This is a genomic window from Gammaproteobacteria bacterium, from assembly GCA_036383255.1.
Lineage (GTDB): Bacteria > Pseudomonadota > Gammaproteobacteria > Natronospirales > REEB76 > DASUBN01.
In genome coordinates, this window is sequence record DASVOS010000014.1 from 1 (window position 1) to 13,207 (window position 13,207).

13 protein-coding genes are annotated in these 13,207 nt (G+C 67.9%); all 13 read left to right on the forward strand.

What is annotated here, in order from left to right:
* Positions 1-204: 204 nt before the first annotated feature.
* The 13 genes from tsf (at position 205) to lpxB (ending at position 13,203) form a co-directional block, all read left to right on the forward strand.
* Positions 205-1,080 (forward strand): translation elongation factor Ts, encoded by an 876-nt coding sequence (tsf, locus tag VF651_09475; GenBank protein ID HEX7965935.1) that lies wholly within the window; start codon positions 205-207, stop codon positions 1,078-1,080.
* Positions 1,081-1,253: 173 nt separating this feature from the next.
* The gene (pyrH, locus tag VF651_09480) at positions 1,254-1,991 is read left to right on the forward strand and encodes a UMP kinase (protein HEX7965936.1); all 738 of its coding nucleotides are present in this window, start codon (positions 1,254-1,256) and stop codon (positions 1,989-1,991) included.
* Complete coding sequence (gene frr / locus VF651_09485; GenBank protein ID HEX7965937.1) at positions 1,988-2,548, forward strand: ribosome recycling factor; 561 nt, start codon at positions 1,988-1,990, stop codon at positions 2,546-2,548. The genes pyrH and frr overlap by 4 nt, the downstream gene beginning before the upstream one ends.
* A gap of 39 nt (positions 2,549-2,587) precedes the next feature.
* Positions 2,588-3,316, forward strand: a complete 729-nt coding sequence (gene uppS, locus VF651_09490; protein HEX7965938.1) for a polyprenyl diphosphate synthase — start codon at positions 2,588-2,590, stop codon at positions 3,314-3,316.
* The gene (locus VF651_09495) at positions 3,309-4,109 is read left to right on the forward strand and encodes a phosphatidate cytidylyltransferase (GenBank protein ID HEX7965939.1); all 801 of its coding nucleotides are present in this window, start codon (positions 3,309-3,311) and stop codon (positions 4,107-4,109) included. The genes uppS and VF651_09495 overlap by 8 nt, the downstream gene beginning before the upstream one ends.
* Positions 4,106-5,293 carry a 1-deoxy-D-xylulose-5-phosphate reductoisomerase gene (ispC, locus tag VF651_09500; GenBank protein ID HEX7965940.1) on the forward strand — a complete coding sequence of 396 codons (1,188 nt, stop codon included), beginning with the start codon at positions 4,106-4,108 and terminating at the stop codon, positions 5,291-5,293. Before VF651_09495 ends, ispC begins: the two co-directional genes overlap by 4 nt.
* Position 5,294: 1 nt before the next feature.
* The gene (rseP, locus tag VF651_09505) at positions 5,295-6,659 is read left to right on the forward strand and encodes an RIP metalloprotease RseP (protein ID HEX7965941.1); all 1,365 of its coding nucleotides are present in this window, start codon (positions 5,295-5,297) and stop codon (positions 6,657-6,659) included.
* An 11-nt stretch (positions 6,660-6,670) separates the two neighbouring features.
* The gene (bamA, locus tag VF651_09510; GenBank protein ID HEX7965942.1) at positions 6,671-9,052 is read left to right on the forward strand and encodes an outer membrane protein assembly factor BamA; all 2,382 of its coding nucleotides are present in this window, start codon (positions 6,671-6,673) and stop codon (positions 9,050-9,052) included.
* A gap of 22 nt (positions 9,053-9,074) precedes the next feature.
* Entirely contained in the window at positions 9,075-9,620 is a 546-nt protein-coding gene (locus tag VF651_09515; protein HEX7965943.1) for an OmpH family outer membrane protein, read from the forward strand.
* 5 nt (positions 9,621-9,625) lie between these two features.
* Positions 9,626-10,648 (forward strand): UDP-3-O-(3-hydroxymyristoyl)glucosamine N-acyltransferase, encoded by a 1,023-nt coding sequence (gene lpxD / locus VF651_09520; protein ID HEX7965944.1) that lies wholly within the window; start codon positions 9,626-9,628, stop codon positions 10,646-10,648.
* Positions 10,649-10,651: 3 nt separating this feature from the next.
* Positions 10,652-11,110 (forward strand): 3-hydroxyacyl-ACP dehydratase FabZ, encoded by a 459-nt coding sequence (gene fabZ / locus VF651_09525; GenBank protein HEX7965945.1) that lies wholly within the window; start codon positions 10,652-10,654, stop codon positions 11,108-11,110.
* Positions 11,107-11,883: an acyl-ACP--UDP-N-acetylglucosamine O-acyltransferase gene (lpxA, locus tag VF651_09530; protein HEX7965946.1), complete on the forward strand. Its 777-nt coding sequence runs from the start codon at positions 11,107-11,109 to the stop codon at positions 11,881-11,883. The genes fabZ and lpxA overlap by 4 nt, the downstream gene beginning before the upstream one ends.
* Positions 11,884-12,045: 162 nt before the next feature.
* The gene (gene lpxB / locus VF651_09535) at positions 12,046-13,203 is read left to right on the forward strand and encodes a lipid-A-disaccharide synthase (GenBank protein HEX7965947.1); all 1,158 of its coding nucleotides are present in this window, start codon (positions 12,046-12,048) and stop codon (positions 13,201-13,203) included.
* The last annotated feature ends 4 nt before the right edge of the window (positions 13,204-13,207 follow it).

A 13,207-nucleotide genomic window follows, 5' to 3' on the forward strand; every position in this document is an offset into this window, starting at 1 on the left:
CCGCCGAGGGCGGTGCGGAAGGCGGCGAACGTCCGGCCCAGCGCCGCGGCGCTCCCGGTGGTGCTGGCGGCGGCGGTGCCCGCAAGAAGCCCCCGGTGCGCAAGAAGGCTGGCGGCCGCAAGCCCGAGGGCGGCGCCGGCGCGTGATCGCCGGCCCCAGGCCGTCCCACACAACCTATATAGATACGGATCAGGTACCAAGGAAATGACGATCTCTGCGAACATGGTGAAGGAACTGCGCGAGCGCACCGGCGCCGGCATGATGGAGTGCAAGAAGGCCCTCACCGAGACCAACGGTGACCTCGACCTCGCGGTCGAGAACATGCGCAAGTCGGGCCTGGCCAAGGCCGACAAGAAGGCCGGCCGCGTGGCGGCCGAAGGCCGCATCGCGATCGAGCAGTCCGGCGACGCCGTGGCCATGATCGAGGCGAACTGCGAGACCGACTTCGTCGCCAACGGCGACGAGTTCGGAGGTTTCGCGGCCGCCGTCGCCAAGGCGGTACTCGCCTCGGCGCCGGCCTCGGTCGAGGCGCTCAACGACGTGAAGCTCGCTTCCGGCGAGACTGCCGACACCACCCGCCGCAACCTGGTGGCGAAGATCGGCGAGAACATCACCGTGCGCCGCATCGAGCGTTACCAGGCCAAGGGCACCGTGCTCGGCGCCTACGCCCATGGCACCCGCATCGGCGTGCTGGTGGAGCTGAAGGGCGGTACCCCCGCGCTGGCGAAGGACATCGCCATGCACGTGGCCGCCAGCCGTCCGCTGTGCGTGAAGCCCGAGCAGGTCGCGCCTGAGGTGCTGGCGAAGGAGCGGGAGATCATCCGTGCCCAGTCCGCCGACAGCGGCAAGCCCGAAGCGATCATCGAGAAGATGGTCGAGGGACGGCTCAAGAAGTTCCTGGCCGAGGTCACCCTGCTGGGCCAGCCCTTCGTGAAGGACCCGGACCAGACCGTCGAGAAGCTGGTCAAGTCGGCCGGCGCCGAGGTGCTGCGTTTCACCCGTTTCGAGGTGGGCGAGGGCATCGAGAAGAAGCAGGAAGACTTCGCCGCCGAGGTCATGGCCCAGGCCAAGCGTGGGTGAGCCGCGAAGCGGCGAGCGCCCGGCCATGGATGGACGGGCCGGACAGCGCGCGGAGCAGGAGTGCAGCGCGCTGATAGGGCCCTCAGAGGCCGTTTACGCTACAATCTGATGACGACGAGGAGCCCCGCTTTGCGGGGCTCCGTTTAACAGCCACCGCCCGGACCCGCAGCGACATGGCTACCCAAGCCCCCGCCTACAAACGCATCCTGCTCAAGCTCTCGGGCGAGGCCCTGATGGGCTCCGGCGACTACGGCATCGATCCCAAGGTGCTGGCGCGCTTCGCCGCGGAGGTCCGCGACATACGCGATGCCGGGGTGCAGGTGGGCCTGGTCATCGGCGGCGGCAACATCTTCCGCGGCGCCGGCCTCGCCAGCGGCGGCATGGACCGGGTCACCGCTGACCACATGGGCATGCTCGCCACCCTCATGAACGCGCTGGCGCTGCAGGATGCCCTGGAACGCCTCGGGGTGTTCGCCCGCGTCATGTCCGGCATGCGCGTCAACCAGGTGTGCGAGGACTACATCCGCCGCCGCGCGGTCCGCCACCTGGAGAAGGGGCGGGTGTGCATCTTCGCCGCCGGCACCGGCAACCCGTTCTTCACCACCGACACGGCCGCGAGCCTGCGCGCCATCGAGACCGGCGCGGAACTGCTGATCAAGGCCACCCAGGTGGACGGCGTGTACTCCGCCGATCCCAAGAAGGATCCGAAGGCCAAGCGCTACGACCACCTCACCTACGACCGGGTGATTGCCGACAAGCTCATGGTGATGGACGCCACCGCCATGGTGCTGTGCCGCGACAACGACATCCCGCTCAGGGTGTTCGACATCTCGCACGAGGGCGACCTCATGCGCATGATCATGGGCGACACCAGCGTGGGCACGCTGGTGGACAACGGAGGAAATTCATGAGCATCGCCGACCTGAACAAGTCCGCCACCACCCGCATGCAGAAGAGCGCCGATACCCTGAAGGATGCGCTTTCCAGGCTGCGCACCGGCCGCGCCAACACCGCCATGCTCGATCACCTGCGTGTCGAGTACTACGGCAACATGGTGCCCCTGAACCAGGTGGCCAACGTCGCGCTCGGCGACAGCCGCACCATCACCATCACGCCCTGGGAGAAGCCCATGATCGCGGTGGTGGAGAAGGCCATCATGACCTCGGACCTGGGGCTCATGCCCGCCACCGCCGGCAACATCATCCGCGTCCCCATGCCCGCCCTCACCGAGGAGCGCCGCAAGGAGATCATCAAGGTCGCCAAGCAGGAAGCGGAAGCCGCGCGGGTGTCCGTGCGAGGCGTGCGCCGCGACGTGAACAACGAGCTCAAGGCCCTGCTCAAGGACCGCAAGGTCACCGAGGACGAGGAGCGCCGCGCCCAGGACGAGGTGCAGAAGCTCACCGACAAGTACATCGCCGACATCGACAAGATCCTGGCTGCCAAAGAAGCCGAGCTTTTGGCTGTCTGAGCGTGCCGGGCCATCGAGCCCGGAACCAGAGGGCGGAACATGACCGAGAACCATGCCAGCGCACCGCCCGCGCACATCGCCATCATCATGGACGGCAACGGCCGCTGGGCGAAGTCCCGCGGCCTCATCCGCCACGCCGGCCACAAGGCCGGCCTCGACACGGCCCGCACCATCATCGAGCACTGCGCCGAGAACAAGGTCGGCGTGCTGACCCTGTTCACCTTCAGCAGCGAGAACTGGCAGCGGCCCGAGACCGAGGTCAGCCGCCTCATGGAGCTCTTCCTCGGCGCGCTCGGCAAGGATGCGCGCGAGCTGCACCAGAACCGCATCCGCCTGCGCTTCATCGGCGACCGCTCGGCGTTCTCCACGAGGCTGCAGGCAGGCATGGCCGAGACCGAGGCGCTCACGGCCGCGAATCCCCGCATGGTGCTCAACATCGCGGTCGGCTATGGCGGCCGCTGGGACATCCTGGATGCGGCGCGCAGGCTGGCGCGGGAAGGGCGCCTGCAGGACGCGGACGAGTCCGCGTTCGGCGCGGCGCTGTCCCTGGATGGCCAGCCGGACCCGGACCTCTTCATCCGCACCGGCGGCGAGAAGCGCATCAGCAACTTCCTGCTGTGGAACCTCGCCTATACCGAGCTCTACTTCACGGACACCCTGTGGCCGGATTTCGGCAAGCCCGAGCTCGACGAGGCCCTGGCCTGGTTCGCGGCGCGCCAGCGCCGCTTCGGCAAGACCGGCGAGCAGGTGGCGGGCGCCCGTGCTTAAGCAGCGCGTCATCACCGCGCTGATCGTCGGCGCCGTCGCGCTGGCGCTGATCTTCTTCGCGCCCCGCTGGCTGTTCACCGCCACGATGTTGGGGTTGCTGGTGATGGCCGCCTGGGAATGGTCGGCCCTGGCCGGCAGCCCGGACCGCAACTCGCGCCTCATGCTGGCCGTGGTCTTCGGCCTGCTGGCGCTGGCCGCGGGCTGGCTGCAGGGCAGGGAGCCCCGGGCACTCCTCATATATAGCGTGGCGGCCCTCGCCTGGTGGGCGGTGAGCCTCGTCTGGATCGCATCCTGGCGGGCCGGGTTCAGCCGTCCGGTGAAGATCCTCTGCGGCCTCCTCACCCTGTTGCCGTCCCTCGCGGCGGTGGTGGCGATCCGCGGCTGGAGTCCCTGGTATCTCCTGGTGCTGCTGCTCGTCACTTCCGGGGCGGACATCGGTGCCTACTTCGCCGGCCGCGCTTTCGGCAGGCACAAGCTCGCGCCGCAGGTGAGCCCCGGTAAGACCTGGGAAGGCGTGGCGGGCGGCGTGGCCATGGTCATCCTGGTGGCAGCCATCTGCGATCATTGGCTCGAACTGCCCGTGCTCCCGTTCATCGCGCTCTGTGTCTGCGTCGCGCTGCTCTCGGTGGTGGGCGATCTCTCCGAGAGCCTGTTCAAGCGCCAGGCCGGCCTCAAGGACAGCGGCAACGTCTTCCCGGGCCACGGCGGAGTCCTGGACCGGGTGGACAGCATCACCGCCGCCGCGCCCCTCTACTGGCTCGGCATGAGCTGGCTGCTGGGAGGTCTGTCGTGATCGGCGTCGCGGTCCTCGGTTCCACCGGCAGCGTCGGTGTCAGCACGCTGGACGTGGTGGCGCGCCACCGCGACCGTTTCAGGGTCCTCGCGCTCACCGCGCACCGGGACGTGGACGGCCTGCTCAAGCAGTGCCTGGAGCACCAGCCAAAGCTCGCGGTCATGGTGGACGAGAAGGCCGCACAGGCGCTTGCCAAGCGCCTCAAGGAGAGCGGCCTCGACACCGAGGTGCGCGCCGGCGCCGGCGCACTCCTGGAAGCGGCCGCGCTGCCGGAGGCGCGCTACGTGATGGCCGCCATCGTCGGCGCCGCGGGGCTCGAGGCCACCCTCGCCGCGGTGCGTGCCGGCAAGCGCGTGTTGCTCGCGAACAAGGAAGCCCTGGTGATGGCGGGACCGCTGTTCATGGACGCGGTGCGCGCCCACGGCGCCGAGCTCATGCCCATCGACAGCGAGCACAACGCGGTGTTCCAGTGCATGCCCGGCGGCTACCACGCCGGCACCTGGCCGCGCGGCGTACGGCGCATCCTGCTCACCGCTTCCGGAGGCCCGTTCCGCGGCTGGCCTGTGGAGCGCCTGGCGGAAGTCACGCCGGCGGAAGCCTGCGCCCATCCCACCTGGAGCATGGGCCGCAAGATATCGGTGGACTCCGCCACCATGATGAACAAGGGCCTGGAGGTGATCGAGGCCTGCTGGCTGTTCGGCACCGGTCCTGAGCGGATCGAGGTGGTGGTGCATCCGCAGAGCGTGATCCACTCCATGGTGGAATACGACGACGGCTCGGTGTTGGCGCAACTCTCCAACCCGGACATGCGCACGCCCATCGCCCACGGCCTTGCATGGCCGGAGCGGCTCGAGGCAGGCGTCGAGCCCCTCGACATCCTGGCCCGCGGCAACCTGGACTTCGAGCCGCCGGACCTGGAGTCTTTCCCCTGCCTCAAGCTCGCCATGCAGGCGGCGGAGGCGGGCGAGGGGGCGCCGGTGGTGCTCAATGCCGCCAACGAAATCGGGGTAGCCGCGTTCCTGGAGGGACGGCTAGCCTTCACCGGCATCGCTGACCTGGTGGCCGCCGCATTGGACGAGGTGCCGCGTGCGCGCTGCGCCAGCCTGGACGACGTGCTGGCCCTGGACCGGCGCGCACGCAAGACCGCCGAGGCGCGCCTCGCCGCCCTGGCCCGGAGCGCCTGACATGCAGATCATCATCAGCATCCTCGCCTACGTGGCCGCCATCGGCGTGCTGGTCACGGCCCATGAGTTCGGCCATTTCATCGTGGCGCGCCGGCTCGGCATCAAGGTGCTGCGCTTCTCCATCGGCTTCGGCAAGCCGCTCTATACCTGGCGCCGCAAGGGCGACGAGACCGAGTACGTGCTCGCAGCGCTGCCGCTCGGCGGCTACGTGAAGATGGCGGACGAGCGGGAAGGCGAGGTGGCGCCGGCGGACCTGCCGCGTGCCTTCAACCGCCAGCGCATCCCCAAGCGCTTCGCGGTGGTGCTGGCGGGCCCGGTGTTCAATTTCCTGTTCGCGATCCTCGCCTACTGGGTGATCTTCATGGCCGGTGTGCCCGGCATCAGGCCGGTGGTGGGCGACATCAAGCCGGGCTCGGCCGCCGCGGCCGCCGGCTTCGAGGCGCGCGATGTGATAACTGCGGTGGCCGGCCACGAGACCGCCACCTGGGACACCGTGCAACTCGAACTGTTCCGCGAGGTGCTGCGCGGCGGCCCCATAGCCATGCAGGTCACTACCCCGGCCGGCGAGAGCCGGGCGCTCGAGGTGCAGGTCCAGGACGTCCATGCCCTCACCGAGCCCGGCATGCTGCTGACCGGCCTGGGCTTGGCCCCCTGGGTCCCGCCTATCCCCGCGGTGGTGGGGGAGCTCACCCCGGACGGCACCGCCGCGGCCTCGGGCCTCAAGAGCGGCGACCGCGTGCTGTCGGTGGCGGGGAAACCCGTGTCCGACTGGCAGTCCCTGGTGCAGGTCATACGCGATTCGCCGGGCCGGACTTTGGCGCTGGTGGTGGAGCGGGACGGCCGGAGCCAGGAGCTCGCGCTCAAGGTCGGCAGCGCAGACGTGGATGGGGTCAGCGTCGGCCGCGTGGGCGCCGGTTTCGCCAGGCTGCCGGACAGCTTCTATGACAGTTTGACGGTGGAACAACGGTATAATCCCCCGGCCGCCCTGTGGCAGGGGATCAAGCGCACCGCCGACATGTCGTGGCTGACGCTGGTGGCCGGCTGGAACATGCTGATCGGCAACGTGTCGCTGAAGAACCTCAGTGGGCCCATCGACATCGCGCAGTACGCCGGTTACGCCGCGGAGAGCGGCCTGACCACGTTCCTGGAGTTCCTGGCCTTCGTCAGTGTCAGTCTCGGCGTGCTGAACCTGCTACCGATACCGGTGCTGGACGGCGGACACCTGCTGTACTTCTCGGTCGAGGCGGCCAAGGGGTCGCCGTTGTCGGAGCGCATGGAAGTGCTGGGTCAGCGTATCGGCATCGTGCTGCTGCTGACGCTGATGGTGTTCGTGATCTACAACGACCTGATACGTGTCTTGAGCTGAGGAGGCCAGTTTTGGGTAACTTGAAAGGCGTCGGACTCGTCCTCGCCACCCTCGTCCTGCTGCTGTCGGCCTCCATCGCTCGCGCGGACGATTCCTTCGTCGTAAAGAAGATCCAGCTCGAGGGCCTGCAGCGCATCTCGGACGGCACCCTCTACGACTACCTGCCAGTGAACATCGGCGACACCATGGACGCCGCGCACGTGCAGCAGGCGATCCGCGCGCTCTACAAGACCGGCTTCTTCCGCGACGTCGAGTTGCGGCGCGACGGTGACACCCTGGTGGTGGTGGTGCAGGAGCGCCCCTCCATCGCGCACTTCACGATCACCGGCAACAAGCTCATCAAGACCGAAGACCTCAACAAGAACCTGACCAAGGCGGGCCTCGCCGAGGGCCAGATCTTCAACAAGGTGGTGCTGGACGGGTTGGAGCAGGACCTCTACGACCAGTACTACAGCCACGGCCACTACGGCGTGACCATGAAGACCGACGTGCGCGACGTCGGAGACAACCGCGTGGACGTGTCGGTGACCATCTCCGAGGGCATCACCGCGCGCATCCGCTCGGTCAACGTGGTCGGCAACCACGACTTCACCGAGAGCGACCTGCAGGACATCTTCAAACTCAAGGTCTCGGATTTCTGGACCTACTTCGGCAGTTCCGACGAGTACGCGCGCGAGAAGCTGGTGGGCGACCTCGAGTCGCTGCGCTCCTTCTACATGGACCAGGGCTACGCGGACTTCGGCATCGACTCCACCCAGGTGGCGGTCTCGCCGGATCACAACAGCGTGTACATCAGCGTCGGCATCACCGAAGGCGACATCTACAAGATCAAGAACGTGAAGCTGTCCGGCAACCTGGTGGTGGGGGAGGAACAGCTCAAGCCCTACGTGCTGCTCAAGACGGGCGACACGTTCTCGCTGGCACGGGCCAACGCCACCGCCGACCTGATCCGCAAGCGCCTGGGCGTGGACGGCTATGCCTTCGCCCAGGTCAACCCGGTACCGGACATCGACCGTGAGCACAGGGTGGTGTCGCTCAACTTCGTGGTGGACCCGGGCGAGCGCACCTACGTGCGCCACATCGCGTTCAGCGGCACACCGGAGACCAACGACGAGGTATATCGCCGTGAGATGCGCCAGTTCGAGGGCGCCTGGCTCTCGAACCTCGACCTCGAGCGCTCGCGCGTGCGCATCCAGCGCCTGGCCTGGGTGGAGGACGTGCAGGTCAAGACCAATCCGGTCCCCGGCACCGCGAACCTGGTGGACGTGAGCTTCGACGTGAAGGAGCGCCCGCCGGGCACCGCCAACATCGGCGTCGGCTACGGCAGCCAGTCAGGCCTGGTGCTGGACGGCCAGATCTCCAACGCCAACTTCCTCGGCACCGGCGAACGGCTGTCGCTGCAGGCCAGCCACACCGCGATCGGCCACAGCTACACCTTCAGCTTCACCGATCCGTACTGGACGGTGGACGGCGTGAGCCGCACCTGGAGCCTGTTCCAAAGCCGTATTTCCTCGCTCACCATCAACAGCGCGCCGCTCACCACCGCCTCCTATGGCGCGGGCCTGAACTTCGACATACCGTTGTCCGAGTACAGTGCCTGGGGCGTGGGCCTGACGTACTCCCACAACGAGCTGTTCTCCTCCAACGGCACCTCGCAGGAATACATCAAGTTCATCCAGCAGCCGGGTAACGGCGAGATCTTCTACACGCCCGCCGCCTGTTCCGACCCGCTGCGCGGCTTCATATTCGTGTGCGAGTTCCCCGGCCTGCGCTACAACAGCCTGGAGAACTCGCTGAGCTACGTGTACGACACCGAGAACCGGGTGATCTTCCCGACTGCCGGCGTGCGCGATGCGCTCAGCCTGATCACCGCCATCCCGGGCGGGGACCTGCGCTACTGGATCGTCAACTACCAGCAGTACGCGTTCCTGCCGCTGCCGTTCAAGTTCATCTACGCGCTCAACGGCCAGTTCAGCTATGGTGCGCCCTACGGCAAGACCGCCACCTATCCGCCGTTCAAGAACTTCTTCGTCGGCGGTCCGGACACGGTGCGCGGCTGGGAGACCGGCACGCTGGGTCCCCGCGACAGCCTCAGCACGCTGCCGATCGGCGGCCGCACCATGCTCTACGCGCAGAACGAGTTCGTGCTGCCGCGCTTCGGCAAGGACACCGGCGGCAGCGGCTCCTACCGCCTGGCGGTGTTCTTCGACATCGGCAACGCCTTCACCCAGCCGAGCGACGTCCGCTTCAAGGACCTGCGCGAATCCTGGGGCATCGCGGCCACCTTCCTCACGCCCCTGGGGGCGATGAAATTCAGCTATGCTTTCCCGATCAACCCGAAACCGGGCGACAAGACCGAGCGCTTCCAGTTCACCCTGGGCGCCTATTACTGACGCATCCCTTCAGGAGCACACCGTGATCACCAAATCCCGAATCCTCGCCATCCTGCTCGCGACTTGCGCCGCCGGCATCATGACCGGCGCCCAGGCTGCCGACCTCAAGGTGGGCGTCATCAGCATGTCGAGCCTGCTGCAGAAGTCGCCGCAGGCCCAGAACGCGTCCTCCGAGATCACCAAGAAGTTCGACGTGCGCAAGAAGGACCTGCTGGCCGAGCAGGACAAGATCAAGAACCTCCAGGACCAGCTCAACAAGAACGGCGCCACCATGACCGCCTCGCAGGCCCAGGACTCGCAGTCCCAGCTCGACGAGCTGCAGCGCGACTTCAGCCGCAAGTCCAGCGACTTCCAGGACGACTTCAACATGGCACGCAACGCTGCGTTGAGCTCGCTGCAGCAGGACGTGCTGAAGGCGGTGCAGGAGTTCGCCCAGGCGCAGAAGTACAACCTGATCCTGGCCGAGGGCGTGATGTACGCCGACAACGCCGTGGACGTCACTGACCAGGTACTGGCGCAGATGCAGAAAGACTTCAAGGCCGCCGGGAACGCCAAGGGCGGCGACTGACCGGCATGGGGGCGGGGTACACGCTCGCGGAGCTGGCCTCCCGCTGCGGCGGCGAAGTGCGGGGTGAGGGCGGCACGCGCGTGCGCTCCGTCGCCACCATCCAGAACGCCGGCGCCGGCAGCATCGCGTTCCTCGCCAACCCCCACTACAAGCGCCACCTCGCCGGCACGGGCGCGGCGGCGGTGATCCTCGCGCCGGCCGACGCGGAAGGCTGCCCGGTCCCGGCGCTCGTCACCAAGAATCCCTACCTGCTGTACGCGAAGGTCGCGACGCTGCTCGCGCCGGACACGCCCGTGAAGGGCGGCGTGCATCCGGCCGCGTCGGTCGATCCCGCCGCACGCGTCGATGCCAGCGCCTGGGTCGGTCCGGGCGCGGTGGTGGAGGCGGACACCGAGGTCGGCGCGCGCGCGTCCATCGGTCCCAACTGCGTGGTGATGCGCGGTGCCAGGGTGGGGGAGGATAGCCGCCTCACTGCCTCGGTCACGCTCTGCCACGGCGTCAGCGTCGGCAAGCGCGCGCTCATCCATCCCGGCGTCGTCATCGGGGGCGACGGTTTCGGCATCGCACCGGACGCGGGCGGCTGGGCCAAGGTGCCGCAGCTCGGCTCGGTGCGGGTGGGCGACGACGTGGAGATCGGCGCCAACACCACCATCGACCGGGGCGCCCTCGAGGACACCGTGATCGAGGACGGCGTTAAGCTGGACAACCAGATCCAGGTGGCCCACAACGTGCGGATCGGCGCGCACACCGCCATCGCGGGCTGCGCCGCCATCGCCGGCAGCGCCGTCATCGGCAAGCGTTGTATGATCGCCGGCGGTGCAGGCATCACCGGCCACATCGAGATCTGCGACGGCGTGACGGTCACCGCCATGACGCTGGTGACGCACTCGATCACCGAATCCGGGGTCTATTCTGGCAGCCTGCCGATGGACACCCAGCAGCAGTGGCGCAAGAACAGCGTGCGCTTCCGCCAGCTGGACGCGCTGGCGCGCCGCATCGCCGAACTCGAGAAGAAACTCAAGGACTAAGCCATGGGCCAGAAGCCGTTCCTCGACATCCACGCCATCATGAAGCAGCTGCCGCACCGCTACCCGTTCCTGCTGGTGGACCGGGTGCTGGAGTGCGTACCCGGCGAGACGCTGACGGCGCTCAAGAACGTCACCATCAACGAGCCGTTCTTCCCCGGCCACTTCCCGCAGCGGCCGGTGATGCCGGGCGTGCTGATCCTGGAGGCGATGGCCCAGGCCACGGGCCTGCTGGCCTTCGCCAGCATCGGTTCGGCGCCGGACAAGAACGAGCTGTACTACTTCGTCGGCATCGACAAGGCGCGCTTCCGCCTGCCGGTCGAGCCGGGCGACCAGCTCATCTTCAAGGTCAGGGTGCTGGGCTCCAAGCGCGGCATGTGGAAGTTCGCGGGCACCGCCGAGGTGGACGGGCAGGTGGCCGCCGAAGCCGAGCTCATGTGCGCCGCCAGGAAGCACGAAGAGTGAGCCGAGTCCATCCCCAGGCCCTCGTCGATCCCAAGGCGAAGCTGGACAGCAGCGTCAGCGTCGGCCCGTTCAGCGTGATCGGCGCGGACGTGGAAGTCGGCGCCGGCACCGTCATCGGCCCGCACGTGGTGATCCAGGGCCCGACCCGTATCGGCCGTGACAACCGCATCCACGCCTTCGCCTCCCTGGGCGGCGCGCCGCAGGACAAGAAGTACGCCGGTGAGCCCACGCTGCTGGAGCTCGGCGACCGCAACAGCATCTTCGAGTTCGTGACCCTGAACCGCGGCACCGTGCAGGACAAGGGCACCACCAGGATCGGCAGCGACAATTGGCTGATGGCCTACGTGCACGTGGCCCACGACTGCCTCTTGGGCGACAACATCATCATGGCCAACAACGCCACCCTGGCAGGGCACGTGGACATCGAGGACTGGGCCATCCTCGGCGGCTTCAGCAAGATCCACCAGTTCGTGCGCATCGGGGCCCACAGCTTCACCGGCATGAACGTGGATGTCACCCGCGACGTGCCGCCCTACGTGATGGTGTCCGGCACGCCCGTGGAACCCCATGGCATCAACAGCGAGGGCCTGAAGCGCCGCAGCTTCAGCGCCGACCAGCTGCGCAACATCAAAAACGCATACCGCATCCTGTACCGCTCGGACCTCCGCCTCGCGGAGGCCCTGGAGCAGCTCAAGGTGCTCGGCGAGAGCCAGCCTGAGGTGGCGCTGATGGTGCGCTTCCTGGAGAAGAGCGAACGCAGCATCACGCGCTGAGGGTGCTTGGGGTGAGCCAAGCCACGGTGCAGGGATGCACCGTACGCGAATCAAGCGCGATAGCGCTTGATTCGGCGGAGGCGAGCCCGGACATGCGCCAGGCTCGCCGAGTAGCAAAAGTTCATGGATGAACTTTTGCGTATCCATCTTGATGAGGATTTCATGCGTATCGGCATCGTCGCGGGGGAGAGTTCGGGCGACATCCTGGGCGCAGGGCTGATCCGCGCCATCAAGGAGCGCGCGCCCGAGGCCCGCTTCGAGGGCGTGGCGGGCCCCGCCATGATCGCAGCCGGCTGCGAGGCGCTGTATCCCGCGGAGACCCTCGCGGTGATGGGCCTCGCCGAAGTGCTCGTGCACCTGCCGCGCCTGCTCAAGGTGCGCGCGCATCTGAAGCGCCACTTCATGCAGGACCCGCCGGACCTGTTCATCGGCGTGGACTCGCCGGACTTCAACCTCGGGCTCGAACAGGCGCTGCGCCGCCACGGCATCCCCACGGTGCACTACGTGAGCCCATCCATCTGGGCCTGGCGGCCCAAGCGCGTGTTCAAGGTGGGCAGGGCGGCGGACCTCACGCTCGCGCTGCTGCCTTTCGAGCCGCCCCTCTACGAGAAGCACGGCTTCAAGTCCGTGTTCGTGGGTCACCCCCTGGCGGACACCATCCCCGAGCACCCTGACCGCGCCGCGCTGCGCCGCGAGCTGCACCTGGGCGAAGATGACTGGGTGGTGGCGCTCCTGCCGGGCAGCCGCTTCTCCGAGGTTGAGCGCCTCGGCCGGCTGTTCCTGGAGACGGCCCAGTGGCTCAACCTCGAGCAGCCGCGTTTGCGGTTCGTGATCCCCGCGGCGACACCCGCGCTCAACCGCATGTTGAAGGAGCTGATCCGCACCACCCAGCCGGACCTGCCGGTGACGCTGGTGGAAGGTCACTCCCACGACGTCTTGGGCGCCGCCGACGCGGCGCTGCTCGCTTCCGGCACTGCCGCACTGGAGGCGCTGCTGTTCAAGTGCCCCATGGTGGTGGCCTACAAGCTCTCCGCTGCCAGCCACGCATTCATCCGTTTCTTCGACCTGCTCAAGATCCCCTACGTGTCCCTGCCCAACCTGCTGGCGGGCCGCGCGCTGGTGCCTGAGTTCCTGCAGCGCGAAGCGACGCCCGAGGCCATGGGCGCGGCCCTGCTGCATCTCCTGGAGGACGGTCCGGCGCGCGACGCGCAGGTGCAGGGCCTCACGGCGCTCACCGGCAGGCTGCGGCGCGGCGCGGACCAGCGGGCCGCCGAGGCGGTGCTGGCGCTCCTCGACTCGCGCCGCTCGGCGCGGGTGTAGGATT

Coding starts and splice junctions, on each gene's coding strand:
- pyrH (HEX7965936.1), top strand. CDS start 1,254: ATGGCTACCCAAGCCCCCGCCTACAAACGCATCCTGCTCAAGCTCTCG.
- uppS (HEX7965938.1), top strand. CDS start 2,588: ATGACCGAGAACCATGCCAGCGCACCGCCCGCGCACATCGCCATCATC.
- frr (HEX7965937.1), top strand. CDS start 1,988: ATGAGCATCGCCGACCTGAACAAGTCCGCCACCACCCGCATGCAGAAG.
- lpxB (HEX7965947.1), top strand. CDS start 12,046: ATGCGTATCGGCATCGTCGCGGGGGAGAGTTCGGGCGACATCCTGGGC.
- fabZ (HEX7965945.1), top strand. CDS start 10,652: ATGGGCCAGAAGCCGTTCCTCGACATCCACGCCATCATGAAGCAGCTG.
- rseP (HEX7965941.1), top strand. CDS start 5,295: ATGCAGATCATCATCAGCATCCTCGCCTACGTGGCCGCCATCGGCGTG.
- lpxD (HEX7965944.1), top strand. CDS start 9,626: ATGGGGGCGGGGTACACGCTCGCGGAGCTGGCCTCCCGCTGCGGCGGC.
- tsf (HEX7965935.1), top strand. CDS start 205: ATGACGATCTCTGCGAACATGGTGAAGGAACTGCGCGAGCGCACCGGC.